This is a genomic window from Olsenella absiana, assembly GCF_036408855.1.
GTDB lineage: Bacteria > Actinomycetota > Coriobacteriia > Coriobacteriales > Atopobiaceae > Olsenella_K > Olsenella_K absiana.
Genome location: NZ_JAZGJQ010000003.1, coordinates 1 through 24,407, shown reverse-complemented (window position 1 = coordinate 24,407; position 24,407 = coordinate 1). Strand labels below are relative to the sequence as shown.

At 68.8% G+C, this 24,407-nt stretch carries 22 protein-coding genes; 7 read left to right on the top strand and 15 right to left on the bottom strand.

Features of this window, described 5'->3' with window-relative positions:
- Window positions 1–16 precede the first annotated feature (16 nt).
- Window positions 17–565 (bottom strand): helix-turn-helix domain-containing protein, encoded by a 549-nt coding sequence (locus tag VXJ25_RS03520; RefSeq protein ID WP_330957838.1) that lies wholly within the window; start codon window positions 563–565, stop codon window positions 17–19.
- A gap of 701 nt (window positions 566–1,266) precedes the next feature.
- Between VXJ25_RS03520 and VXJ25_RS03515 the strand changes: the two genes are divergently transcribed.
- Complete coding sequence (locus VXJ25_RS03515) at window positions 1,267–2,985, top strand: DUF438 domain-containing protein (protein WP_330957837.1); 1,719 nt, start codon at window positions 1,267–1,269, stop codon at window positions 2,983–2,985.
- A gap of 170 nt (window positions 2,986–3,155) precedes the next feature.
- Window positions 3,156–3,584: a hypothetical protein gene (locus VXJ25_RS03510; protein WP_330957836.1), complete on the top strand. Its 429-nt coding sequence runs from the start codon at window positions 3,156–3,158 to the stop codon at window positions 3,582–3,584.
- 652 nt (window positions 3,585–4,236) lie between these two features.
- Here the strand turns inward: VXJ25_RS03510 and pdxR are convergent.
- On the bottom strand, window positions 4,237–5,661 hold the full coding sequence (gene pdxR / locus VXJ25_RS03505; RefSeq protein ID WP_330957835.1) for a MocR-like pyridoxine biosynthesis transcription factor PdxR: 1,425 nt from the start codon (window positions 5,659–5,661) through the stop codon (window positions 4,237–4,239).
- Between the two features lie 243 nt (window positions 5,662–5,904).
- On the opposite strand from pdxR, the gene VXJ25_RS03500 reads away from it, so the two are divergent.
- Entirely contained in the window at window positions 5,905–6,690 is a 786-nt protein-coding gene (locus VXJ25_RS03500) for an SDR family NAD(P)-dependent oxidoreductase (protein ID WP_330957834.1), read from the top strand.
- A 57-nt stretch (window positions 6,691–6,747) separates the two neighbouring features.
- On the opposite strand, the gene VXJ25_RS03495 is transcribed toward VXJ25_RS03500, so the two are convergent.
- A complete protein-coding gene (locus VXJ25_RS03495; protein ID WP_330957833.1) occupies window positions 6,748–8,079 on the bottom strand; it encodes an MFS transporter in 1,332 nt (443 codons plus the stop codon).
- Between the two features lie 661 nt (window positions 8,080–8,740).
- Between VXJ25_RS03495 and VXJ25_RS03490 the strand changes: the two genes are divergently transcribed.
- Window positions 8,741–9,169: a Dps family protein gene (locus VXJ25_RS03490; RefSeq protein ID WP_330957832.1), complete on the top strand. Its 429-nt coding sequence runs from the start codon at window positions 8,741–8,743 to the stop codon at window positions 9,167–9,169.
- Window positions 9,170–9,387: 218 nt separating this feature from the next.
- On the opposite strand, the gene VXJ25_RS03485 is transcribed toward VXJ25_RS03490, so the two are convergent.
- From VXJ25_RS03485 to thiM, 12 genes are all read right to left on the bottom strand, one after another.
- Window positions 9,388–9,924, bottom strand: coding sequence for a MarR family winged helix-turn-helix transcriptional regulator (locus VXJ25_RS03485; protein ID WP_330957831.1), 537 nt, complete (start codon window positions 9,922–9,924; stop codon window positions 9,388–9,390).
- The gene (locus tag VXJ25_RS03480) at window positions 9,924–10,724 is read right to left on the bottom strand and encodes an SDR family NAD(P)-dependent oxidoreductase (RefSeq protein WP_330957830.1); all 801 of its coding nucleotides are present in this window, start codon (window positions 10,722–10,724) and stop codon (window positions 9,924–9,926) included. Before VXJ25_RS03480 ends, VXJ25_RS03485 begins: the two co-directional genes overlap by 1 nt.
- 155 nt (window positions 10,725–10,879) lie before the next feature.
- The gene (locus tag VXJ25_RS03475; RefSeq protein ID WP_330957829.1) at window positions 10,880–11,536 is read right to left on the bottom strand and encodes an NAD(P)H-dependent oxidoreductase; all 657 of its coding nucleotides are present in this window, start codon (window positions 11,534–11,536) and stop codon (window positions 10,880–10,882) included.
- Between the two features lie 177 nt (window positions 11,537–11,713).
- Window positions 11,714–11,860 (bottom strand): hypothetical protein, encoded by a 147-nt coding sequence (locus VXJ25_RS03470; protein WP_330957828.1) that lies wholly within the window; start codon window positions 11,858–11,860, stop codon window positions 11,714–11,716.
- The gene (locus VXJ25_RS03465) at window positions 11,830–12,279 is read right to left on the bottom strand and encodes a hypothetical protein (protein WP_330957827.1); all 450 of its coding nucleotides are present in this window, start codon (window positions 12,277–12,279) and stop codon (window positions 11,830–11,832) included. The genes VXJ25_RS03470 and VXJ25_RS03465 overlap by 31 nt, the downstream gene beginning before the upstream one ends.
- A gap of 153 nt (window positions 12,280–12,432) precedes the next feature.
- Window positions 12,433–13,704: an ATP-binding protein gene (locus VXJ25_RS03460; RefSeq protein WP_330957826.1), complete on the bottom strand. Its 1,272-nt coding sequence runs from the start codon at window positions 13,702–13,704 to the stop codon at window positions 12,433–12,435.
- Between the two features lie 740 nt (window positions 13,705–14,444).
- Window positions 14,445–15,539: a glycerol dehydrogenase gene (locus VXJ25_RS03455; protein WP_330957825.1), complete on the bottom strand. Its 1,095-nt coding sequence runs from the start codon at window positions 15,537–15,539 to the stop codon at window positions 14,445–14,447.
- A gap of 395 nt (window positions 15,540–15,934) precedes the next feature.
- Window positions 15,935–16,618, bottom strand: coding sequence for a TetR/AcrR family transcriptional regulator (locus VXJ25_RS03450; protein WP_330957824.1), 684 nt, complete (start codon window positions 16,616–16,618; stop codon window positions 15,935–15,937).
- Window positions 16,619–16,626: 8 nt separating this feature from the next.
- Window positions 16,627–17,409, bottom strand: a complete 783-nt coding sequence (locus tag VXJ25_RS03445) for a hypothetical protein (protein WP_330957823.1) — start codon at window positions 17,407–17,409, stop codon at window positions 16,627–16,629.
- Between the two features lie 133 nt (window positions 17,410–17,542).
- The gene (tenA, locus tag VXJ25_RS03440; protein WP_330957822.1) at window positions 17,543–18,268 is read right to left on the bottom strand and encodes a thiaminase II; all 726 of its coding nucleotides are present in this window, start codon (window positions 18,266–18,268) and stop codon (window positions 17,543–17,545) included.
- Between the two features lie 177 nt (window positions 18,269–18,445).
- Entirely contained in the window at window positions 18,446–20,044 is a 1,599-nt protein-coding gene (gene thiD / locus VXJ25_RS03435; RefSeq protein ID WP_330957821.1) for a bifunctional hydroxymethylpyrimidine kinase/phosphomethylpyrimidine kinase, read from the bottom strand.
- Window positions 20,031–20,924, bottom strand: coding sequence for a hydroxyethylthiazole kinase (gene thiM / locus VXJ25_RS03430; RefSeq protein WP_330957820.1), 894 nt, complete (start codon window positions 20,922–20,924; stop codon window positions 20,031–20,033). Before thiM ends, thiD begins: the two co-directional genes overlap by 14 nt.
- 341 nt (window positions 20,925–21,265) lie before the next feature.
- Between thiM and VXJ25_RS03425 the strand changes: the two genes are divergently transcribed.
- From VXJ25_RS03425 to VXJ25_RS03415, 3 genes are all read left to right on the top strand, one after another.
- On the top strand, window positions 21,266–21,790 hold the full coding sequence (locus tag VXJ25_RS03425) for a nitroreductase family protein (RefSeq protein ID WP_330957819.1): 525 nt from the start codon (window positions 21,266–21,268) through the stop codon (window positions 21,788–21,790).
- A gap of 360 nt (window positions 21,791–22,150) precedes the next feature.
- Window positions 22,151–23,497 (top strand): AAA family ATPase, encoded by a 1,347-nt coding sequence (locus VXJ25_RS03420; protein ID WP_330957818.1) that lies wholly within the window; start codon window positions 22,151–22,153, stop codon window positions 23,495–23,497.
- A 55-nt stretch (window positions 23,498–23,552) separates the two neighbouring features.
- Entirely contained in the window at window positions 23,553–24,317 is a 765-nt protein-coding gene (locus tag VXJ25_RS03415; RefSeq protein WP_330957817.1) for an RloB family protein, read from the top strand.
- Window positions 24,318–24,407: the final 90 nt, after the last annotated feature.

Below are 24,407 nucleotides of genomic sequence, written 5' to 3'. Positions count from 1 at the left end.
TCGTGCGCCTGAGCACCTACCTCCCCATCGGCTTGTACGAGCCCGTCAGGCGCTTCCTGCGCCTGAGCTGCGCGACGAAGTTCGCGAGCACCACGAGCACCCCGGCCGCCGCGCACGCGTAGCTCACGGGCACAAGCCAGAAGTCCTCGTGCAGCACGCCACTCGAGTCCACGTAGGCAACCGAGTTCTCGGCCACGACGGCAAGCACGGTCGCGACCACGATGAGCAGCGCGCCCACCACGGACATCGCGAGGCTCATGCGCATCCACCTGCCCTCGGCACCGTCGCGGATGAGCTTCTCGGCCAGCGCGTCCTTCTCGGCCAGCGCGTCCTTCTCGGCCTTCGCGTCCTTCTCACGTCCCATGTCCTGTCCTCCCAGTATTAGTTCGTCGAGGGAGACGCCGAACGTCCGGGAGATGGCTATGACCACCTCGATGTCGGGCAGGTTGCGGCCGTTCTCCCAGTTGGAGACCGCCTGCCGCGTCACTCCGATGCGTGACGCGAACTGCTCCTGCGTGAGGCCGGCGCCCATGCGCACGGCCTTCACCCTCTCGCCGAATTCCATTCGTCCCCCTCCTTACTGGGCCCAGCTTCGACCGGGCGAAGGCTTCATGCAAGAAAGCATAGCTTGCGACGGCGCGTCCGGCACGACACCGGAACTGTCGCGCCTGGTAGCTGGGGTTTTAAGGCGCGTAGTGCACGGCGGAGGGCGAAGCCCGCCGGAGGTCGGGGCGCACGGAAGGGCGACTCGTCGAGGCATCCGGCTACCACTTGGACGGCCGCCGAACCAGCCCCGCGCGTCCGCCCTCCCGGGATCGCGCGGGAGGGCTCGCCCCTAATTACGCACAGCTGTTGTTTATATTAGTTTTTTATTGTAATTAACTGGGCTTTTGTGACTCCGATTTCTACCGTGCGTAACTCTCGTCCTCAGCCGTGCCGTTGCCAGTCGCGCGCCCTCCCGTTCCCGGACGCGCGCGGGCGGCGCATCTCGTGAGGCGCGCGCCCGCGGTACCCCCGCGCCCGCGGTACCCCCGCGCCCGCGCCCCCCCGCGCCCGCGGAACGCGGCATCGCAGGCCCCATGTCCTTCTCAGCCCCTCTTAAATGCTAGTTTCACAGTAGCTTTTTGTGAATGTGTCCGTGACAACAGTTTGCCTAGCCTTACTTACGTATCCTTGACGTCGGAAACCGACGAGGGGACGCCAGCCGGCCACACGACCTGGGATGCCAGGGCCACGGACGGTCGCGTCCCGGACAAGGAGCACGCCATGGCAGAGACACTCGACCTCACGAGGAGCGTTCACGACCTGGCCCAGGAACACCCTGGGTTCGTCGAGGTCATGGCGGGCCTCGGATTCACCGACATCACCAAGCCGGCCGCGCTCAACACCGTCGGCCGCGTCATGACCGTGCCGCGCGGCTGCTCGATCAAGGGCGTGAGCCTCGAGGACGCCGTCGCCGCCTTCGAGGCGGCGGGCTTCTCCGTCACCGGGGCCGTGCCCGAGGGAGCCCCCGCGGGCGAGAAGGACGCGGGTGCTGCGGGTGCTGCGGGTGCCGCCCCCGCCCCGGCCGCCAGCGCCGCCGCGGGCCCGGCCGCCAGCGCCGCCAGCGCCGCCGTGGGCCCGGCCGCCAGCGCCGCCGCGGGCCCGGCCACCCTCGACGAGGCGGGTCGCGCCGAGCTCCTCAAGAGCTACGTCGCACGCCTCTCCGCCGGCGAGGCGCTCGAGGACGTGCGCGCCGACTTCGTCGCCAACTTCAGCGACGTTGACGCCGGCGAGATCGCCCGTGCCGAGCAGGGGCTCATCGAGGGCGGCACCAAGATCGCCGACGTTCAGCGCCTCTGCGACGTCCACTCCGCCCTCTTCCACGGCGCCACCCGCGAGGAGCGGATCGCCAACGCCGAGGAGGCGGTCATGAGCTCCGTCTCCCAGGGCGCGGCCGACCTCAACACGAGGTTCCTCTGCAACCTGCCCGGCCACCCCATGCACGTCTTCTCGATCGAGAACCAGGCCATCTCCGACCAGCTCGCCCGCACGCGCGCCGCGGTCGGCACGCCCGCGCTCGACGACGAGCTGCGCACCCTCCGCAAGCTGGGCATACACTACGCCAAGAAGGGCGACCTCCTCTACCCCGTACTCAAGGTGCGCCACGGCTACTCCGGCCCCGCGGACGTGATGTGGGGCGTCGACGACGAGATCCGTGCCGAGTTCGGCACCCTCGCCTCCGCCCAGCAGCGCGACGACGCCTGGGCCGGGCGCCTCGACGCCGTCCTCACCCGCGCGGAGGAGATGGTCTACAAGGAGGCCAACATCCTGCTGCCGCTGTGCGCGCAGAACTTCACGGGCGACGAGTGGCTGCAGATGTACGCGGACCTCAAAGGCTACGACCTGTGCCTCGTCGAGGACGCGGGCACCTGGGGCGCCGGCGAGGAGTTCTGCCACAGGCGCGCCGAGAGGGCCGCGGCGACCCTGGGCGAGAAGGACGTCGCGCCCGCGGGCGCAGGCGCGGGCGCCGCAGCCGCCACGGGCGCGGGCGCCGCAGCCGCCACGGGCGCAGGCACGGGCGCAGGCGCAGCCGCCGCGGGCAGCGCGGTGCCGGGCGAGGTTCGCCTGCCCACCGGCAGCATGAGCGCCGCCCAGCTCGACGCCCTTCTCAACACCATCCCCCTGGAGCTGACCTTCGTCGACGACGCCGACATCAACCGCTACTGGAACGACGACGGCGAGAAGAAGCTCTTCAAGCGGCCCGAGTCCGCGCTCGGCCGCGAGGTCTGGAGCTGCCATCCCCCCAAGGTCCAGGAGATGGTGCGCCAGGTGATCGGCGCGCTCAGGAGCGGCGAGCAGGACTCCGTCGACGTCTGGATGGAGAAGGACGGCGAGCCCGTGCTGGTGCGCTACATGGCCGTGCGCAACCGCGAGGGCGCCTACCTCGGCACCCTCGAGGCCGTCCAGCGCCTGGGCTTCGCGCGGGACCACTTCAGGTCCTAGGCGGAGGCCGCGCGGGCGCGGGCTCGGGTACGGGCGCGGACCCGGGCACGGGCGCGTCGGCAGCGCCGCGCGATTGCGGGCGCGGGCCCGCATCGGCTCCACGTCCTTCTCCGCTAGGTACTTATATAGGCAAGACAGCTAACAAGGCAACAGAGAGGCAAGGAGAACACATGAACGACCTTCAGAACGAGCTGGCCGGGGCGACCGTCGCCCTCGGCGCCACCATCACCGCAGCCATGGACGACGTGCCTGGCTTCGTCCCCTGCGGGACGCCGTCGCAGGTCGTGACCGGCGCGCTCGCGGCCGCCGGCGCAAGCGAGGCGCCCGCCGACCTGCCGGCCCGCATCCAGCAGGTGCACGGCTTCGTCGAGCACGTCGCCGACCACCGAGGCGTCGCGCCGCACGCCGACACCGACGTCAAGTCGATCTCCCCCACCGCGCAGCAGCTGCTCGAGGCTCTTCTCGGCTTCGCCGCCGCCGCGGACGCGGAGGGCGTCACGCCCGACGAGGCCGAGTGGCTCTACCGCTCGCTGGCTGCCGTCGAGTCCGGCGACGACGAGCGCGCGACGGCGCAGCTCGCCGCGGCTCCGCGCAGGTAGCAGGCTCGCCGCACCAGCCCGCGTGGCCCGCGGGCTGGTGCTGGCTCGGTCGCGGCCCGCGGGTCCGGGCGCGGCCCGCGACCAGCAAGTCCTGACGGCCTTCCGAAGCCGCCGCCGTTCCAAGGCCCCAAACGAACGAGCCACTGAGAGCCCCTCTAAGCCGTCCTTGTCCGCCCCATGACTTCTGGGCCGTGCCGGCGCGACGCGCCTGCACGGCCCTTTCGTGAGCAAATCGCTTTTAGCGGACAATTCCTCGAGATTTTGTCGGGAAAACGCGATTTGCTCCTCCACCAAATCGCTTTTAGCGGACAAAATCGGCGGATTTTGTCGGGAAAGAGCGATTTGCGGCTCTTCGTTTCACCGTTGATGCGCGGAGTTGGGCAGGGGGAGGCCCGGGGGCCGGGGCGCAGGGAGGCCCACAGCGGGCCGCGCGCCTGTACTGAGCCCCCGCGTCACGGCTGCGCGCAGGCCATCCGCGCAGGTCGCGCAGTCTTGTGCCGGATGCGCGCCTCGCGGCCCGACCCGCGCCCGGCCCGCGCCTCGCGGCCCGACCCGCGCCCGACGCCCCCGCTCGCGCCCGGCGCGCCCGGCCCGCGCCCGGCGCCCGGCGCCCCCGCGCCCGGCTCGCCCGCGCCCGGACTCCCCCGCCGACCTACGGCAGCACGCCGACGCTCTGCCTGCTCAGGCAGAGCATCAGCCGCGACATGCCCTCGTGCAGGCGCTCGGGCGGCACGGACGCGTAGTTCACGATGAGGTCGCGGCCCATGCGGCCCCAGGGATGCGCCGCGTAGTCGCCCACGAACGCGAACCGGATGTCGAGCGACCGCGCGTTCACCCTCATCTGCTCGCGCGTCACGTCGCCCTCGCCGAGCCGCAAGATCACGTGCGTGCCGGCCTCGGGGACCACGACCTCGCCCATCCGGTCGAGCCCCAGCCCCGACATCTCCGACAGCACCTGCGCGCGCTCGCGGCGGAAGAACGCGTTGAGGTGGCTCAGGTGCCGCTCGAAGTGGCCGTCCGCCAGGAACCGGGCAAGCACGTACTGGTCCGAGCCGGAGACCGTGCACGAGAAGAACGTCTGGGTCCGCCGGTAGCGCGCCACCAGCTCGGTCGGCAGCACCATGTAGGAGATCCTCAGCGACGGCACGAGGGTCTTCGAGAACGAGTTGAGGTAGACCGTGCGCCCCCCGAAGTCGCTCTGGAAGATCGGCGTCGTCGTGTTGCCGAACGAGTTGACCTCGCTGTCGAAGTCGTCCTCCACCAGGTAGCGGCCGGCGTCCTCGTACAGCCACGAGAGCAGCTCGAGCCTGCGGCCAATGGGCATGACCGAGCCCAGCGGGAACGAGTTCGCGGGCGAGAGGTGCACCAGGCTGGCACGGCTGCGGGAGAGCGCGTCCAGGCGCACGCCCTTCTCGTCCACCGGAAGAAACTCGCTGGCCAGGCCGTTGCGCGCCGCGATGTCCGCGAACTTGTGGTTGCCGGGGTCCTCGAGCCCCAGCACGGTGCCCGGCTCGAACAGCTGCATGAGCCGGCCGTAGAGGTACTCGGTGCCGCAGCCGACGATGACCTGGTCGGGGTCCACCTCCATGCCGCGGTAGCGCCTGAGGTAGTCGGCGATCGCGTGCCTGAGCGTCCTCGTGCCGTTGTAGGGCACGGTGGAGAAGAACCTCTCGTCGCGCACGGCGAGCATCTCGCGGGTGAGCTTGGTCACCGTCGACGCGGGGAACAGGCTCATCTGCACCTTGTTGGACGAGAAGTCCGCGAAGTAGGCGTGCTCCTCCTCCATGAGGGGCAGGCTCGTGGTCGGCCGGTGCCCGGGCGGGCGCCGGCGCCCCTCGATGCGCTCCACGAAGAAGCCGACCTTCTCCTGCGAGCGCACGTAGCCCTCGACGACCAGCAGGCGGTAGGCGTTCTCCACCGTGATGACGCTGACGCCGAGGTGGTCGGCGAGTGCGCGCTTGGAGGGGAGCCGCTGGTCGGCGGGGATCTTGCCCCTCAGGATGTCGTCCCTGATGCACTGGTACAGGTAGAGGTACTTGGGGGCGCCGCCCCTGTTCCCCATCTCATAGGTAAGCATTCCGCGCCTCCGAACCGCTCACGAAACCGGGCGCGCCGCGGGCGCCCCGCGTCGCTGCGCGCGTCGTCGCGGCTGTTGGGAGTACGGGCCGCAGCGCGTCCGGCCGAGAACTGACCTTAGAAGAAAAGCCTCAATTGATTATATACGTCGGCCCAGACCCACCATAAGATGCTGCCTTGAGAGAGCGCGACGGGCCGCAAGGCGCCCGTCGGCTGGCATCACACCACGACTAGGGGGTATCTCATGTTCAACTACACCGGCAAGGTCGTCGCAGTCACCGGAGCCTCCTCCGGCCTCGGCAAGCAGATGGCCGAGGGCTTCGCCGAGCAGGGCGCCAACCTCGTCCTTCTCGCCCGCCGCGTCGAGCGCCTCGAGGCGAGCGCCAAGGAGCTGAACGAGAAGTACGGCGTGGAGGTCCTGCCCCTCGCCTGCGACGTCACCGACGATGCATCGATCGACGCCGCCCTCGCTGCCGCCGACGAGAAGTTCGGCCACGTCGAGGTCCTGGTCAACTCCGCGGGCGGCGAGAAGGGCACTGGCACCAAGCTGGTCGACTTCAAGCGCAGCGACTGGGACTTCACGATGAACCTGGACCTCACCTCCATCTTCACCATGTGCAAGAAGTTCGGCGGCTACATGCAGAAGGGCATCGAGTCCGGCAAGCAGGGCTACGGCCGCATCATCAACATCGCCTCAATCTACGGCCTGGTCGGCAACACCGCCATCCCGACCATCGCCTACCACGCCTCCAAGGGCGCGGTCGTGAACTTCACCCGCGGCGCGGCGGCCGAGTTTGCCCCCACCGGCATCACCGTCAACGCCATCTGCCCGGGCTACTTCTACACCGAGCTGACCACCGAGACCCTGGACACCGAGTACTTCCAGAACTTCGCCAAGTCCACCGTCCCGATGCAGCGCTACGGCCACGAGGGCGAGCTCTGCTCCGCCGCCGTCTTCCTGGGCGCCGAGGAGTCCAGCTACGTCACCGGCCAGATGCTCGCGGTCGACGGCGGCTACACCGCGGTCTAGCGCGAGAAGGACCGGGCGCCCCAGCGCGGCGCCGCTGGGACGCACGTCCTTCTCCGTCTAATCGGCTGTGCCGGCCCCGGGGCAATCTGCCTTGCCGGGGCCTCGCCTCGACCTGCCCTCGAGCACGAGCATCGCCAGGCCCAGCACGAGGATGGCCGCGCCGGCAACGGAGAACCACGCGCTGACGCCGAGGGCCTCCGCGACGGGCGCCGCCACGGCGAGGCCGACGGGGGTCGAGAGCATGGACACGATCTGGAAGGCCGAGAAGGCGCGCCCGAGCTTTTCCGGCGCGATGCTGCGCTGCATGTACGCGACGATCGGCACGTTGTAGCAGGTGGCGCTCGCGCCCATCGCACCGCAGAGCGCCACGAAGGCGACCCAGCCCCCGAAGCTCCTCGGCAGCAGGCCGGAGGCCAGGCACACCGCCCCCAGAGCGACGGTGGACCAGAACGACGCGCGCACCTCGTCGCCGAAGCTCGCCTTGGCGACCACGAGGCCGGCGAGGAGCATCCCGAGCGCCCAGCTCATCTCCACGATGCTCCCCTCGAAGGCCCCGAGGCCGAAGTAGTCGCTGGTCATCAGCGGATAGAAGGACGACAGCGGCATGAAGAACACCATGAACACGAAGAGCGACACGATGACCTGCGTCAAGGTGCGGTCCTCCCAGAAGACGGAGAGGCCGTCCACCAGCTCGCGGATTGGGTGCAGCTCGGGCCGGGGGCCGGGCGCGCGGTGGTCGGGCACGGGGACGCGCGCGAGCGTGGCGGCCGCGACTAGGGCGCCGGCGAGGTCGGTCAGGAGCACCGCCGGCAGCGGGAGCGCAGCGAAGAGCGCGCCTCCCACCACCGGCCCCAGGACGTAGGAGGCGCTGCTGACGGCCTGCGCCATGCCGCCCGCCTCCACGAGCGAATCCGCCGGCACGATCTGCGGCACCATGGCCTGCATCGCCGGCGACTGGAACGAGGTAGCGGCGGAGCGCGCGGCAAGGAGCACGATCACGGTCGCGACCGTGACGCCCCACGAGCCCATGGCCAGCGCGAAGGCCGCAGCCATGGCGCCCGCCGCGAGGTCCGAGGCGATGCAGACGCGCTTTCGGTTGCGGCGGTCGGCGACGATGCCCGTCACGGGCGAGAGGAGCGCGCCGGGCAGGAAGGCCGCAAGGCCAGCGAGGCCCATGGCGGCAGGCGACCCGGTCGCCTGCGCGAGGTACCAGACCAGGGCGAACTGCACCGCGGAGCTCCCCACCTGGGACACGGCCTGCCCCGCGAGGATGGTGTAGTACGGCTGCCTCCAGGCGGTCTCCGGGGGCGCGGTGGAGGCGCCGGGCGCGCCGGGCGCGGACCTCGGGCCCACGACGTCCTTCTCTCCTGCAAGGTCCTTCTCGCCCACGGCGGCCCCCTCTCCAGGGAAATCAAATGGGGCGAAAGTATACCACAGGCCACGGGACGCGGAGCATGCGACGCCCGGCCCGTGAGTGCGGCATCCACCTCCTGGCGGTGGCGCCCGCCCGTGGCCACGACGGAAGTGCGATGCGAACACCCGGCCCGCGGTCCTTCTCCCTGGCGTCGCCTCGCCTTCGAGCGCGACCTGGTGCCGTGCTCCTGGATTCCGATGCTCCCGTTACGTGAGCAAATCGCTTTTTCCGAACATTTTTTCGATTTTTTGCTCACTAAACGCGATTTGCTACCCCCGCAATTCGCGTTTACGCGACAAAACCTTCGAGAATTGTCCGATAAAAGCGATTTGCTCGCATTCATTGCTTTATTGATGTACTGCGTTCGAGGGGGCGCGCGAGGCAGTCGCGACCCGCGCGGGGCCGTCGCGACCCGCGCGAGGCCCACGGCCCGCGCGAAGCCCCGCGGCCCGCCGAGGCCCCGCGGCCCGGCTGAGCGCACTGACGGCCGCATCGCACGCACTTGTGTAGGAGATGTGAAGTCATTATTAGGATAGATTCCTGTTTACAAGTGCGCACTCGTTGGGTATAGTTCCACTAACAAGAAACAGTCCTATTAAGAAACATCCGATAGGACCAGACAGAAAGGAACTCACCATGGAGACCAAGCTCAACGCCCTTCTCGCCAACCTCACCGTCGAGTACCACAAGCTCCAGAACCAGCACTGGTTCGTCAGCGGCAACGACTTCTTCCAGGCACACGCCCAGCTCGAGGAGCTCTACGACGAGCTGCTCCCCGCAATCGACGATGTGGCCGAGCTCATCCTGCAGCTGGGCGGCAAGCCCATCGCCTCGCTCTCCGAGGTACTCGCCGCATCCGACATCGAGGAGCGGCCGGACGAGGCGCTCACCAGCAAGGAGGCCTTCGCCAACACGCGCGCCGACCTCTCTCGCATCCTGGAGCAGGTCAGCTCGATCAAGGCGCACGCCGACGCCGAGTCCAACGCGCTCGTGAGCGCAAAGATGGACGACTACATCGCGAGCCTGTCCAAGACCCTCTGGATGCTTCGCCAGCAGGCGGCCTAGGGAGTGGGCCACGCCCGGAGAGAAGGACCTCGCCTCGTAGAAGGGCCTCATTCGGAGAAGGGCCCCTCCAGCGAGGCGGGCCCTCCCGGGGAGAAGGACCTCGTCCGAGCGAGCCCGCCCGGGCGCAAGGCCGGCCACATGAAGGCATGCGAGGCGGGAGGTCCGCGCTTGAGCGGGCCTCCCGCCCTTCTCTTGGCGGGTCTCCCGCCCCTCTCGGCCTAGACCTTCTCGAGAAGGCGTGCGACGGTATCCATGGCCTGCGCGAGCTCCTCGCGCTCGGACGCGCTCAGGTGCGAGAAGATCGCCTGCACCTGGCGCGAGCCTTGCATGATGTGGTCGTCCACGTAGGCGCGGCCCTCGTCGCTCAGCGCCGCGACGTGGCCGCGCGCGCTGGCGGAGTCCGCGGCGAGCGTGACGTGGCCCACCTCTGCGAGGCGGGCGAGCATCTTGGAGACGTGCTGCTTGGAGGTGCGGAGCTCGCGCGCGAGGTCCTGCTGGCGCAGGGGTCCGCGCATGTAGAGGAGCTCCAGGAGCTCGACCTGCGCCTGACCGAGCTCGCCGCGGTACGTGTCGCGGTAGGGCGCCATGACCGTGCGCTCGAACACGACCCGCATGCGGTAGGCGGGCCTGAGGGCTACGTCAGTAGCCTCCTCGGCGGAGCCCACCGGGTCTGCGGCAGTCTCAGGGGCCCTAGCGGGCGACGGGGTCTCGCCCACCGTGGTGGTGCCCGTCGCCCCACCGAGATCCGCGGGCACTACCAGGTCCTCGAGCCGGCGGAGCGGAACTGCGCCACCGTGGGGGCGTGCGAGTTGAGGCCGCCGTCCACGTTGATGACCTGCCCCGTCACGTAGGCGCTCTCGTCGGAGGCGAAGTAGGTGCAGGCGTTGGCGATGTCGTCCGGGCAGCCGTAGCGGTTGACCTCGATGTTGCTCAGGAAGACGTCCTTGAGCTGCTGCGGCACGTGCGCCTCGTTCTGCGGCGTGACGATGAGGCCGGGGCGCACGCAGTTGCAGCGGACGTTCTCCTTGCCGTACTGCAGCGCCACGGAGGAGGTGAGCATGTCGACGCCGGCCTTGCTGCAGGCGTAGGCGGTCGAGCCCAGGTCGCCCGAGATCGACGCCATCGAGCCGATGTTCACGATGGAGCCGCCGCCGGCCTCGCGCAGGTACGGGAGCGCGGCCTTTATCGCATAGAACGTGCCGCGGACGCCGGACGCGAACATGGCGTCCCAGTCCTCGAGCGAGATCTCGTCCACGCGGCCGTCCTTGAGGCCCACGCCTGCGGCGTTGTTGACAAGGACGTCGAGGTGCCCGAAGTCCCGCGCGGTGTCGGCCATCAGCGCGTCGACGGTCGAGAGGTCCGTGAGGTCCATGCGATGGAAGCTCGCGCTTCCGCCCTCGGCCTCGATCTGAGCCACGACCTCCTGTCCGCGCTCCTCGCGCCTGCCGCAAACGACCACGTGCGCGCCCTCGGACGCGAAGCGCCTCGCGATGCCGATGCCGATGCCGCTGGTGGAGCCCGTCACGATCGCGACCTTGCCCTTGAGCCTGTCCATGCGCGTCTCCTTCTCCCCTCGCCGGCCCTCGACGGGCGAGGTCCGTCCCTGTCCGTCATACACATATGACTACCAGATACGGTCATATGTGTATGACCGTATCTGGCGAGCGAATGCCAGCGCACGGCGAGCGGGCGAGAAGGACGCGAAGCGCCTCACGCCTGAGCGGCCACTTCCTTCTCCACCTCGGTGAGCCAGCGACGCCTCTCGCCCTCGTCGGTGGCATCCATACCGCCCAGGTTATGCCAGGTTCCCGCGCCGCAGCCCAGCTGCCAGAAGGTCGCGTCCAGAAGCGTGCCCTGGATGCCGTCCCCCAGCCGCTCCCGCATGTAGTCGGTGGGGTTGGACGAGGTCGTGTACGCGTCCACGCGCCCGATGTTCTGGAGCTTGCCGGCGAGCCCCGCGCCCGTGGCCTCCCACGAGAACCCCGGCAGCATGACGCGGTCGAGGAAGCCCCGAAGCATCGCCGGCACGTCGTTCCACCAGACCGGGAACACGAGCACGAGACGGCGACACCTCGCGAGCAGGCCCTGGTAGCGAAGGACGAGCGGGTCCGTCGCCTCACCCGTGGAGTAGTGCGCGAGCTCCGCCGCGCTCATCGCGGGGCTGAAGCCGTCGCCGTAGAGATCGATCACCTCGAAGCTCGCGCCGGAGCGCCCGAGGCCGCGCTCCACCGCCTCGAGCACGGCGTGGGTGTAGCTGCCCTCCCACGGGTGGCAGTAGACGACGAGCGCGTCGAGGGGTGTGGCGGCGGCGGGCGCGGCGGCGGGCGCGGCGGCGGGCGCGGTGGCGGGCGCAGCTTCTGGTTCCATAGCGGGTCCTCCTTGGTCTTCCGGTACCGGACGAGCACGATGGTATACCCAAGCCTCGTCGGGAGAAGACCCAAGCGCCGCTAGAAGGCTCCTGCCGTCGAGGGCACCCTCGTCGTAGGGGATGCCGCACAGGCTCCAAAGCGCATAACCCCCTGCGGAGGCAAGGCCGCACCTGCCCTACATCGCCAGCGCGAGCGCCACGCTCACGACGCCGATGAGCGCGAGCGGCAGGCAGCCGTCGACGAACGACGGCAGCGGTGCCAGCCGGTAGTACAGCACATAGCAGACGAGGCTCACGACGAAGCCCGCGATTGCGAGCGCCACGGCGAGCGCGGCCGCGCGGCCGCGCCGCCGCGACCCGCGCTCCCCAGCGCCCAGGCGCAGAGCAGCTCCATCCCCAGCCAGGCCACGAACAGCACCAGCTCCGTCGTCGGCTGCCGACCGAACGCGCGCGTGGTGACGGCGAGAAGCACCAGGTAGAGCACCACGGACCCCACGGCCACCGCCGGCACCGCGCCGCCGCGCACCAGCTGAGCCGCGCCAGCGCACGTCCTTGTCGCCCCGAGGAGCCCGCATGCGGCGGCACCCAGAATCGCCGCCACGCCGACGCCGCGGATCGCCCCCTGCGCCTCTCCCCCACTTACCTTGGGCCAGAAGAAGATGGCCCACCAGGCCAGGTACAGCGCGCAGCACGCTGCCAGGAGCCAGTGGCCCTGCCGCATCTGAGAGATCGAAGCATCCATGCAAGCCTCCCCGTCACGCATCGTTCGCACCGATCATCTGCCGCCGGGCGCGTCGCCCACGGCCGCCGACCGCGTCGCCCACGGCCGCCGGTCGGCGTTCCTGCGGGCCGCCCGTGCCCGCCGCGCTCCGCGCGACCTCCGGCGCCGGTACGGCTACCCCTCCAGCAGGAACCTCCAGAGCGGGATGACCTCGACCCTGCCTCCGCCGGCCTCAATCGTCCTCTCGTCATCCGCGTACGTGACGATGACCGAGCGGCGCGGGGCGAGCCTTCCGTCGCGCGCGAGGGCCACGAGGCTCGCCACCTCCCGCCCTTCGCTGCCAGAGTCCAACGTATAGGAGACCTGCACCGCAAGCGAGGCGTCCGGAACGTAGAAGTCCACGTCGATGCCAGTCCTGGCAGACTTGAAGTAGTAGACCCCGTCGCCGAACCGCCTCCTGAGCCCCAGGGCGACGGCGTTCTCGAGCAGTGACGACGCCTTGTCCACGAGGAAGAGCCCCAGGACGCCATTGTCGCAGAAGTAGAAGCGGGGCGTGCCCTCCCGCTGCGAGAAGCGCGAGGCAAAGTTCCTCGTCCGGAAGAGGAGATATGCGTCCTCCGCATAGGAGAGGTAGTCGATCACCGAGTCCACGCTGATGGAGGCCCCATTCGCGCAGACGGCCTTCCGGAGGAATGCGAAAGTGACCTCGCTCGTAACCGTCTCCGCCACCTTCTTGACGAGCATCCTCAAAGTCGGCACCGACCTGATTGCATGACGGGCGGCAATGTCGCCAAGGAGCACCTTCTGGTATACGCCCTCCGCATAGGAGCGTCTGTCGAGAAACCCGACGGACTCAGGGAGGCCGCCCTCGCGGAGATAGTCGCCCGTGGCCCCCTGCACCCTGCCGACGAGGTCGGCCGTGAGCAGCGCCTCCTCGCCATGGTCGATGCCGCACGCCGTGAGGTATTCGTCGAGGCAGTAGGGCATCAGCTCGCACACGAGGTAGCGGCCGCCAAGGCGCTGCTCCATCTCGCTGCTGAGCATCTCGGCGTTGCTGCCCGTGACGTAGACCCGTCGCCGCTCGTCAGCCAGGCGGCGTGCGAACCGCTCCCATCCGACTACGTTCTGGACCTCGTCGAGGAAGAAGTAGGGCTCCTCGTCCGTCAGCTCGGCGGCAGTCTGAACGACGTCATCGAAGTCGGCGAGGGTGAAGCCGAGGAGCCTCTCATCCTCGAAGTTCACGTAGACGACCTGGCTCCATTCGGCGCCTTGGGCGACGAGCTCGCGCGCTCGCTCATAGAGGAGGGTCGACTTTCCCGCGCGCCGCATGCCGACGATGATGTAGTTGGCGCCAGGCTCAAGCACGTACCTGCGAGGGACGATGCGCATGCGCTGGATAACGCGGCGCTGGTCGAATATCACCCGCTTGATGACATCGTGGTTCATGGTACGACCCTCAAGTGTCGATTACAGTCGATAAAAACTCATCTAATTGTCGAGTATAGTCGATACCCGTGGTTGAGCCAGGCTATCGCTCCCGTCGCGATCGGTGTCCAGTCGTCTGCCCCGTCGCGAACCGGGCTGCGGGCCGTCGCGCCATCAGCCCCGCCGGCGAGCACGACGGGGCAACGGCACCAGGACCCCGACGCAACTTCTCCAATGGGGTTGTGCATTTAAGCGGGTTAGGGATGGATTGGGACGTCCTCGCAGGCCTGCCGGGCCACCGCTCGTCGGCTCGGATTCGCATTTGCCCAGGATTCGGGTTGGCAGAGAGACATCGGACGCGCAATTCCCCTCCCTCGCCGAACCGCCTGCAGCCCGCGACCCGTCCCTAAGTCGCCGAAATGCACAAGTCGGTGTGAGCGTTGCACGGAGGCCCCGCGAGGGCAGGTCCGGCAGGTCCGGGGAGCGGCAGGTGCAGGCAGGTCAGGGCAGGTCCGGGCAGGAGCGGCAGGTCCGGCAGGTGCAGGCAGGCGCGGCAGGTCCACCGCCCCCAGGCTCACGCCGCGGACGCCGGTCGCCGGGGCGACGCCGTGCGGGCACCTCCACGAAAAGGGTCGTTCCGGCAGGCATCCTGCCGGAACGACCCACAAATGCGCACTTCAGGCGCTAGGGCAATGCAATCGCACGGCCGCCACGCCAGCGCGGCCGCCACACCAGCACGGCCGCCGCACCAGCGCGGGTGCCTACTTCCCGAGCAGCGCCCTGCCCTGGGCGTCAGTCGCGACGATGGCGGCGTAGAGCTCGTCGGGCGTGACGTCGCCCGCGAGGTTGTGGATCGTCTCGCCTGGGACGCAGGCGTTCTTCGCGATCGTGCGGATCTGCTCGTCCGTGGTGATGCCGAGCTCCTCGAGGGTCACCGGCAGGCCGACCTCCAGGCAGAAGCCCTGGATGTCCTCGAACTCCTCCTTCGTGGCGCCCTCGAGCGTGAGCTGCACGAGCGTGCCGAAGGCGACGCAGCAGCCGTGCGGCGCGCTGTGGCCGCCGAGCGAGGTCAGGCCGTTGTAGAAGGAGTGCGCGGCCGCGCAGTTGACGTTGTCCGCGCCGACGCCGGACAGGTAGACGTTGGCCTCGATGATGGCGTCGAGCGCCGGGGTCACCACGTTGTTCTCGCACGCGGCGATAGCCTGCTTGCCGTAGTTGCGCAGGGTCTCGTAGCAGAGCCTTGCCAGCGCCATGCCAGCACGCGTGATGCCGGTGCCCTCGAGGCTCGGCGACTCGGTGCGGATGGAGGCGCGGCCCTCGAAGAAGGTGCCGAGCGCGTCGCCCATGCCCGCGACGAGGAAGCGGACGGGGGCGTTGGCGATGACCTGCGAGTCCACCATGACCGCGTCGGGGTTGGTGGGATAGAAGAGGTACTTGTCGAAGCTGCCGTCGTCGTTGTAGATGACGGAGAGGCCCGTGCAAGGCGCGTCGGTCGCGGCGACCGTCGGGATGATGACGACGTGCTTGCCCGTGTAGTAGGCCGTGGCCTTCGCCGTGTCGACCGCCGAGCCGCCGCCGCACGCGACGACCGCGTCGATCTTGTCCTCCGCGACGATCTGCTTCATCTTCTCAATCTCGCCCTTGCTGGAGATGCCGCCGAAGACCTCCCAGCGACGGTACTCCGGGCCGTCGCCGAAGCTCTGCTCGACCTGGTCGTGGCAGGCCTTGTAGCCGCTCTTGGAACAGATGAAGAGCCAGCGCTGGCCCATGTAACCCATCTCTTCCTTGAACTTGAGCAGAGCACCCTTCCCCTGGACGTACTTCAGAGGCTCACGCATGGCACGAAGCAGCTTCATTCCGATCTCCTCCTGTCAGGTGGTGCGAACTCGCACGCGTTGGGTCTGCCGCCGGCTTTTGTCGGTAGGCGCTTGACGCCCCCGATTCTGACCGGGTCATAACGAGTTAGCAATAGCCCTCCGTTGATGATAAAACCGTGTCATACGGGCGTAACAATCGGCCCGCAGGGGGCGCGCAGCTGCCCGCTCGCTACGGGCAAAGCGAGTGACCTGCTCACAAATTGCGGGTCAGTCGACGCAAACGGCCCATACGGACCAGTCTGGACCAGAGCGAGAAGGACCTGCGGCATGGAGCAGGTCAGTGCTGGCGCAGGTGGTGCGCCAGGGGCGTGCCGACCCGGCGCCAGGCCCGCGCCAGCCCGGTGCCAGCCGGGTGCCAGGCCCGCGCCAGGCGGCTACGACTCCCGGTACAGCACCGAGCGCAGCAGGGCGACAAGGTCGTCGCAGTCCTCGCTCCCTAGCACGAGCAGGGCGAGAAGGTCGCGCATCACGACGCGGGCGAGCGCCTCGGGGGTGAGCCCGTCCGCGAACGCCCGGCCAGACACGCGCCCGTCGCGTGCGAGGGCGGCCAGGAGCGCCCGCTCGACCCGTGCCAGGAAGGCGTCCATGCGGCACCTCCCATCCTCCGCGTGCCCCGCCTGGGCGACGAGGTCGAGGCCGTGCTCCTGCGCGAAGCCGGGATAGGCGGCGAGCCGCAACCGCGCGCCCGAGAAGAGCGCGCGCACGTAGCCGGGAAAACCGACGTCCTTCTCGCCCGCGACGGCCGGCGCTTCGCCCGCGGCGGGCAGCGCGTCGCCCGCGGCCAGCTCTTCGCCCACGGCGGCCGGCGTGTCGCCCGCGGCGGCCGTCGCTTCGCTCGCGGCGGGCAGCGCGTCGAGGTCGAACACCTCGCGCCAGACGTCGGCCGTGACCGCCGTGAGCAGGGCGCGCTTGTCCGGGAAGTAGTGGTAGAGGGTGCCCGGGGCCACGCCCGCCGCCGTCGCGACGGCACGCACGCTGACGCCCTCGAGCCCGCCCTCGCGCACGAGCCGCCGGCACGCCGCCAGGATGTCCTCCCGCGAGGTCGCCTGAGGCTTCACGCCAGCCCCTACAGGACGGGCAGCAGCTGCAGGCCCATGGCGATCATCCACATGTAGGTCAGGGTCTTGGGCAGCATGAGCGCGCCGACGGCGGGACGGCGCTTGGCAAGGAAGGTGACAGGCAGGTAGAAGCCGAAGCTCAGCGCGATGGCGATGCACATGCGCCACATGCGCAGGCCACCGGCGTCGCCGGAGATCGCGAACAGTGCGATTACCAGCGCTCCCGTGACGACAAACGGCACGTTTCGCAGGAGCGACCAGCGCAGGTTCTCGCGACCCGAGGTCCAGTCGTTCTGCGGGAGCAGACAGACCACGATGCGCACGGCCGCCGACGCGACGATGAGCGCGCCGATCGCGGCGGGCGCCCCGACGCCGGGGAAGAGCTGCAGCCAGATGAGGTAGAGGAGCACGTAGAACACGGTCATCGTGACCGAGGCGACCTGCGTGCCGCGCCCGAGGCGGGCCTGGGTGTCGTCGCGCACACCGAACAGGTGCATCTGCACGCGCGGCACCAGGTGGAACGCGTCGCCCGCCCCCAGCACGAGCGCCAGCAGGCCGTAGAGCACGAACACGGTCCGGCCGGCGGCGAGCGAGAAGAACGTGATGCCAGCGACGAGGTCGTACAGCAGGTAGGCGATGTCGAAGACACTCTCGCCGATCCGCATGCCGCGGGGCATGGGGTCGCGCGCGGGCGCGGCAGGCGCGGGCTCGGCAGGCGTCTCGGACACGGCGGATGTTGCAGGCTCAGCAGCCTGGGAAGTAGCGTCGATCTTCGTGGCAGCCTGGAACATGGCCGCCCCCTCTCTCTCCCTGCGGGGCGGCCCTCCGCCGTCCCGGCACCCAATGTGAACGACGTTCATATTGGGTGCGGGGCGCAAGGGAGTCAACCGCGGCAGGCAATCGTCACGAAACCGTCCTTCTCCCCTACTCCTTGTTCCAGCACATGTCCCAGAACCTGTACTCGAACTCGCTGCAGTCGAGCACAATCCTCTCGAGTCGCGCGACCCTCTCGGGCGTGTAGTCCGCGGAGAGCCGGTCGAGCATCTCGATGTCGTGGTCGTTGGACGCGCGGTACCACTCGCTCGAGTAGGTGTGGCGCCACTTGGCGTAGAACTCGTCGGACGTGGCGTTCTCGCGCGCCTCGAGCTTGTCGCCGATGTACTTGTAGCTCCACGAGCACGCCGTCACGGCCGCCATGATCTCCGCCGGACCCTCGCGCAGGGCGACGTTCATCATGTAGCTGGTATAGGCGTTGTTCGCGAGCGACATCGGCGTCCGCTCGACCTCCTCGGGAGAAATGCCGAGCTGGCCCAGGTACTCGTCGTGCAGGCTCTGCTCGGCCTGGAACGTCGACGTGATGAAGCTCGCGAACTCGCGCGCGTCTCGGTCGCACTCGCTCTTCACGACGCCCAGCGCGAAGACGCGCGCGTACATGGAGAGGTACTTGTGATCCTGCACCATGAAGTGCGCGAAGCGGTCGTGCGAGAGCGAGCCGTCGCCGAGCCCCTGCACGAAGGGGTGCTGGTAGCAGCGCTCCCAGATGGGCAGCGCGGAGCGGAAGATCCTCTCCGAGGTCCTCCCGCCCGGCTTGCCGGAGACGGGCATCGTGTCTGCGTCGATAGCCTTACCTGCGGTTTCCTGCATGTCCATACCTGCTTCCTTCCTTCAGTCCCGTGTCAGATTCACGCCAGCCCCGTGCCAGCGCCACACCAGCCGCGCGCCAGCCGCGCGCCAGCCGCGCGCCGGCTGCGCGTCAGCCCCGTGCCAGCCCCGTGCCGGCGCCACACCAGCCGCTCGCCAGCACCGTGCGAGAAGCCCGCGCACCCGCTACTCCCCCGGACCCTCGACGAACCTGCTCGCCAGGTCGAACCCGTGGTCCATGGGACCCGAGCCCGCGCCGAGGTCGAGCATCGCCGCGAGCGCGCCGGAGACGTAGTCCTTGGCCCTCATTACAGACTCGTCGAGCCCGAAGCCCTTCGCCAGGTTGGACGCGATGGCGCTCGACAGCGTGCAGCCCGTCCCGTGCGTGTTGGGGTTCTCGACCCTGCGGCCGCGGTACCAGCGGCACTCGCCGTCTCGCCACAGCACGTCGGAGGCGTCCGCCAGGCTGTGGCCGCCCTTGACCAGTACCGCGCAGCCCAGACGCCGCCCGACCTCGGCTGCCGCAAGCTCCATGTCCTTCTCCGTCTGGATCTCGTGGCCCCAGAGCACCTCGGCCTCGGGGCGGTTGGGGGTGATCACGGTCGCGCGCGGCAGCAGCTCCGCGACAAGGGTCCCCACCGCGTCCTCGCTGATGAGCCGCGCGCCCGAGGTGGCGACCATCACGGGGTCCACGACCACGTGCTCCGGACGCCAGCGGTCGATCCTCTCGGCGATTGTGCGGATCAGCGGCGTGGCCGACACCATGCCGACCTTCACCGCATCGGGTCGGATGTCAGAGAAGACCGCGTCGATCTGCTCGCCCAAGAACTCCGGCGTGACGTCCATGATCGAGGTGACGCCGCGGGTGTTCTGCGCCGTCAGGGCCGTGATGGCGCTCGTGCCGAACACGCCGTTCGCCTGCATCGTCTTGAGGTCCGCCTGCACGCCGGCACCGCCGCTCGAGTCCGAGCCGGCGATCGTGAGCGCGCAGCGCACGCCGTCGAGCATGCGGCGCGTGCGGACGAGAAGGTCGTGCGCGGCGAGGCGCACGTCCGGCCGCGCGAACAACGCGCTGATGGTGGCGACGCCGACGATTCCGGTGCCGGCCAGCTCGCGCACGTTATCGCGGCCGATGCCGCCGATCGCCACGACGGGGATCGAGACGGCTGCGCAGATCGCTGCCAGCGTTTCGCGATCCACGTCGAGCGCGTCGTCCTTGGAACCGGTCGGGAAGACTGCACCCACGCCGAGGTAGTCGGCCCCGCGCTCCTGGGCGAGAAGGGCCTCGTCCACCGTCTGGGCGGACACGCCGAGGATCATGTCTGGCCCGATCAGCGCGCGTACGGCACCGGCCTCCATGTCGGACTGGCCGACGTGCACGCCGTCGGCGCCGGCTGCCACGGCGACCTCCACGTCGTCGTCCACGATCAGGGGCACGCCGACAGCGTGGCAGACCTCCCGGAGCCGCACGGCCTCGTCGAGCAGCTCGTCGCGCCCGAGGTCCTTCTCGCGCAGCTGCACCATGGTGGCGCCACCCTCGACGGCACGTGCGACCTCCTCCTCGAGCGTGGTCCCGTCGAGCCAGCGGCGGTCGGTCACCGCGTAGAGCACGAGGGTCCTGGGGTCGAGCCCGCCGTCCGCGAGCCGGAACGCCGCAGGCCCGGCCGGGTGCGCGGCCGCAGGCCCGTCCGGGTGCGCGGCCGCCACCCCGGCCGCCGCCCCGGCCGCCTCCGGCGCTGCGACCGCGCGCGGGTCCCTCTCGCCCGCTCCCCTAGCGAAGCTCACAGCGCTCACCCCCGTCGAGGGCGGCGCCGTCCAGGTGCGAGAGCGCGTCGATGATGCGGTTGCGCAGGGTCGCGTTGCCCTCGTGCGGCGCGAGGTGCGCACTGCCGACCTCGCCGGCCAGTCCCATGCAGGCCACGGCCGCGGCGACCGCGACCGTGGTATCGCCCGCGGCCGGGGCCGGGGTCGCGGCCGCGGCCGGGGTCGCAGCAGGCACGTCGCCCGCCGCCGGGGCGGCCGCGCGTGCGGCGGCGACGAAGGCGCAGATCACGCCGGAGAGCTGGCAGCCCGTCCCGGTGATGCGGCTCATCTCCGGCCGCCCGTTGCGGATCACGAAGCAGCGCCCGGCGTCGGCGACCAGGTCGATCGCGCCCGTTATCGCGACGGTCGCGTGGACGTCCGCGGCGAAGCCCTTCGCGAACTCGACCATGGCGTCGAGGTTCTGCTCGCTCACGGCGTCGGCCGCCGCCGCATCGACCCCGTGGGTCGAGGTGGTGCCGAGCGCGAGCGCGCGGACCTCGGACGCGTTGCCGCGCACGACGTCGGGTCGCGCCAGCTCGAGCAGCTCGAGGGCGGTCCTGGTGCGCAGCGGACTCGCGCCTGCGCCGACCGGGTCGAGAAGGACCACGTGCCCGAGCTCGCGCGCGCGGGCGCCGGCACGGCGCATACCCTCTATCGTGAGCCGGTTGAGCGTGCCGATGTTGAGGTCGAGCGCGTCGCAGATGGCGGTAATGTCGGCCACCTCTTCGGGCTCGTCCGACATGATGGGGCTCGCCCCCACGGCGAGGATCGCGTTGGCGACGTCGTTCACGGTGACGTAGTTGGTGATGCAGTGGACCAGCGGCGACGCCTCGCGCACGCGGTCCAGGCACGAGCCTAGCATGCTGCCTCCTCCAGACGCGACCTGGCTGCGTGCGCACGCCTCGGAGGAGACTCTCCCTACGCTGGCATTGTCCAGGTCAGGTTCCCGGGTCGGGGCCGCGGTGGGCCCCCTCTCAGCCGGCGTGCGCCAGCTCCCCTCTGTCCGGGCCAGTATAGCGCGAGGCTTGCGCCAGCGGGCGAGAAGGACGTGCCGCCGGCGGCCGCGCATCGACCGCCGCCTCAACACCACGGCCCTCCCCAAAAAGTCGCCCCGGACCCGCCGCGAGGGCGCATAATCGGGCGAGAGGGACGACGATGTCGAGAAGGACGCGGCGGCAGCGTCGCGGCCGAGAAGGAGGAGCCATGGAGCTCGAAGACGCGCTCAACCAGCGAAAGTCGGTCCGCAGCTACACCGGGGAGCCCGCGACCCCCGAGCAGCTCGAAGCGGTCCTCACAGCCGCGTACGAGGCGCCCATCGGCATGGGCAAGTACGACAGCATCCACCTCACCGTCGTGACCAGGCAAAGCCTGCTCGACGCGATCGACGCCGCGGCCGCGCGCCTCTTCGGCAACCCCGAGCTGCACCCGCTCTACGGTGCGCCGACGCTCGTCGTGGTCTCGAGCAGCAACGAGGGCAACGTGGCCAGCGCCAACGTCGCCGCCATCATCCAGAACATGTCGCTCGCCGCGGTCGACCAGGGCCTCGGCAGCTGCTACATCTACGGCGCCATCCGCGCGCTCGCGCAGGACCCCGCGCTCCTCTCCGAGCTCGGTCTGCCCGAGGGCTTCACGCCCCTGGGCTCGATCGTCCTCGGGCAGACCGAGGAGGGCTACGCGCCGCGCGAGATCCCTGCCGGACACCGCTTCGCGCAGAACGTCGTCGCGTAGGGGCGCGCTGGGAGGCGAGCGCTGAGAGGGTCGCCACGAGGGGTGCCGGGCCGCTGCGCCCGGCACCCCCTCTCTGATGCCTCGGGCGCGCCGCATGTCCGCGACGCCGGCGCCCGCGCGGGGCCCGTCCTCCACCTGCTTGGGTGACCACGGCGCACCTCGGTCGAGGTGCTGCGCCCGATTCCTTGGAGACGTGACCGACCCCACTGCGGAGGCATTGCAAGCGGAGTCGGGCCATTGCTAATCACTATAAATTAATGCGTTTTTCGCCGAAGATGCGCGAAACTCGGTGTATTTCTTTACAGGCATCTCCTATAATATCTTCCGATGACCTGCTTTGAGTCATTAGAAGGAGACAGGATGCTCATCCTCTTTTCGGTGAAGAACTACAGGTCCATCCGAGCCGAGCAGGAGCTCAGCCTTGTCGCGTCCCAGTACTATGGCGGGAGGAACGCGAGCAGGGACGACCAAAAGAATCGCGACCGACAGACGATAGACAAGTCCCTGCCCGGCCTATCGAAGAAGAAGTACCTTCGCGCTGTCGCAATCTACGGCGCCAATGGCTCCGGAAAATCAAACGTCGTGCATGCCATGGCGGCGATGCAGCGAATCATCCAAGGTTCTGCGTCCTATCTACCAGCCGACCGCATACCGTACGACCCGTTCGCCCTGGACGCCGAATCCAAACAATCCCCTACAGAGTACTTCGTCGCCTTCCTCTGGGGCGGGACACGCTACGAATACGAGTTCTCCCACGATGAGCAGAAAATCGTCTTCGAGCAACTCAGCTCCTTCCCCAAGGGCCAGAGGCGCATCTTGTACAGGCGCTCGACTAGCCCCGAGAATCAGACCGAGGTGAGCGGATCGACGTACCTGCCCGTCAGCGACACGGTTGCCAGCATGCTCAACCCCAACGTGCTGCTACTCTCCTTCCTCTATGCCCACCCAGGGCTCCGAGGGTACGAGGAAATCTCGAAGGCAGGAGAGTTCTTCCAGAACGGCCTCATCATCCTCGATCACGTCCGAGACCGCTGGAGGGAGTTCCCGGTCTCCGGCGAGGTGCTCGACGGCACGATCGGAAGCGACTACCAGAGGGCGCTCATCCAAGAGATGATAAGAGACTCGGACGTCGGCATCCGTTCCGCGAGGATTGTACGGAGAAAGAAGGAGGGTCAAATCTCTCGTGGTGACGCAGGCGAGAACGACGTAGACCTCAGCGAGGACGTGACGAAGACCATCATGCTGGACCACGAGGGCATCGAGGGAGGGGGCGAAATAAACCTCGCTAACGAGTCTCTTGGAACCATGCAGGTGTTCTCGTTGAGCTCCTTCATCGGGGAAGCGCTGGAGCACGATGCGACACTCGTCGTCGACGAGTTAGACGCCTCGATGCACCCGATCCTCGCGCGGCAAATCGTGGAAATGTTCGAGCGCCCCGACCTGAGGGACCGTTCCGCGCAGCTCGTCTTCACCGCCCACCAGCCCTACCTCATGTCAGACAGCACCCTGGAGCGAGACCAGGTCTGGCTGACCGACAAGGGCTCCGACGGAGGGACGGTGCTGCACCCGCTGTCCGACTACTCACCCCGCAAGGGCGAGCCCATCGCGCAGGGGTATCTCCTTGGCAGGTATGCTGGCGTGCCAGTCCTTCCCGAGGACTTCGGTGTCCCGTCCACGCCCCATGGGGGTGGCGATTCGATTGGGTAGGCGTCACGGGTATGACCGCAAGCGTCCGACCAAGGACCCCCGGCCCTCGATTGTCGTGCTCGTGGAGGGCGCGGTCACCGAAGTCGAGTATCTGAGCGCGCTGCGGGATGCCTTGGGCATCCCGCGCACCCTGATGCCGATCTCGAGCGCCATCCACTCCGACGCCGACGGGCTCGTGAAGGAAGCAAGGGAGCTTCTGCGTCCCGCCAGAGGCGGGAGAAGGGCGGGCGAGAACGGCGTTCCCGACGAGGTATGGGCAGTCTCCGACACCAAGAGCGAGCATGGGAACGGAAGCCCTGAGAACATAGCGCACGCCATCAACCGTGCGGGAGACCATGTTTACCTCGTGCTCGACTCGCCGAGCATAGAGTACTGGTTCCTCCTCCACTTCAAATACACGACCCGCTGCTACGAGAGTGCCAAGGCCGTCATTGACGAGCTTCAAAAGGTCCTGCCGGATTACTCGAAGCAGGAGCACTCTCAAGATTGGGCCTATCTGATAGGCAGGACGAACATAGCCCTTCGGCATGCGAGCCAAGTCCGCAAGCAACGTGAAAGCGCCGACCTGAGACAGCCCATCGCAGACGCCGACATCCTGGTCGCCAGGATGATGTGGCTAGGAAAGAACGAGCTTCCCAGCACGGGCGACGACTCTCAAGGGAGCGAGCGGAATCGTATCCCGCTCCCCACACGCGAGGACCTCTATTCGCGGAAGCACCTGCACGGAGGACAGGAGCGCGACGGCCAGCCGACTGCGCCCAATACGGGCCAACGGGCTGACGCGGTAGATCGTGTCGTAAAAGTTGGTGTAAGCGCCTAAACCAGGCGGGCTGAAAGGAAGCGGCCGCCGTCCTAGAATCTGAAATCGCGACAAGTCAGGTTCGAGGAAAGGACGACGACCGCATGGAAA

Bases quoted from the DNA above. Each gene is read 5' to 3' on its own strand.
- VXJ25_RS03515 (WP_330957837.1), top strand. From the start codon at position 1,267: ATGGCAGAGACACTCGACCTCACGAGGAGCGTTCACGACCTGGCCCAG.
- tenA (WP_330957822.1), bottom strand. From the start codon at position 18,268: ATGGACATGCAGGAAACCGCAGGTAAGGCTATCGACGCAGACACGATG.
- thiM (WP_330957820.1), bottom strand. From the start codon at position 20,924: ATGCTAGGCTCGTGCCTGGACCGCGTGCGCGAGGCGTCGCCGCTGGTC.
- VXJ25_RS03425 (WP_330957819.1), top strand. From the start codon at position 21,266: ATGGAGCTCGAAGACGCGCTCAACCAGCGAAAGTCGGTCCGCAGCTAC.
- pdxR (WP_330957835.1), bottom strand. From the start codon at position 5,661: ATGCTTACCTATGAGATGGGGAACAGGGGCGGCGCCCCCAAGTACCTC.
- VXJ25_RS03420 (WP_330957818.1), top strand. From the start codon at position 22,151: ATGCTCATCCTCTTTTCGGTGAAGAACTACAGGTCCATCCGAGCCGAG.
- VXJ25_RS03490 (WP_330957832.1), top strand. From the start codon at position 8,741: ATGGAGACCAAGCTCAACGCCCTTCTCGCCAACCTCACCGTCGAGTAC.
- VXJ25_RS03475 (WP_330957829.1), bottom strand. From the start codon at position 11,536: ATGGAACCAGAAGCTGCGCCCGCCACCGCGCCCGCCGCCGCGCCCGCC.
- VXJ25_RS03500 (WP_330957834.1), top strand. From the start codon at position 5,905: ATGTTCAACTACACCGGCAAGGTCGTCGCAGTCACCGGAGCCTCCTCC.
- VXJ25_RS03465 (WP_330957827.1), bottom strand. From the start codon at position 12,279: ATGGATGCTTCGATCTCTCAGATGCGGCAGGGCCACTGGCTCCTGGCA.
- VXJ25_RS03460 (WP_330957826.1), bottom strand. From the start codon at position 13,704: ATGAACCACGATGTCATCAAGCGGGTGATATTCGACCAGCGCCGCGTT.
- VXJ25_RS03445 (WP_330957823.1), bottom strand. From the start codon at position 17,409: ATGTTCCAGGCTGCCACGAAGATCGACGCTACTTCCCAGGCTGCTGAG.
- VXJ25_RS03455 (WP_330957825.1), bottom strand. From the start codon at position 15,539: ATGAAGCTGCTTCGTGCCATGCGTGAGCCTCTGAAGTACGTCCAGGGG.
- VXJ25_RS03480 (WP_330957830.1), bottom strand. From the start codon at position 10,724: ATGGACAGGCTCAAGGGCAAGGTCGCGATCGTGACGGGCTCCACCAGC.
- VXJ25_RS03520 (WP_330957838.1), bottom strand. From the start codon at position 565: ATGGAATTCGGCGAGAGGGTGAAGGCCGTGCGCATGGGCGCCGGCCTC.
- VXJ25_RS03510 (WP_330957836.1), top strand. From the start codon at position 3,156: ATGAACGACCTTCAGAACGAGCTGGCCGGGGCGACCGTCGCCCTCGGC.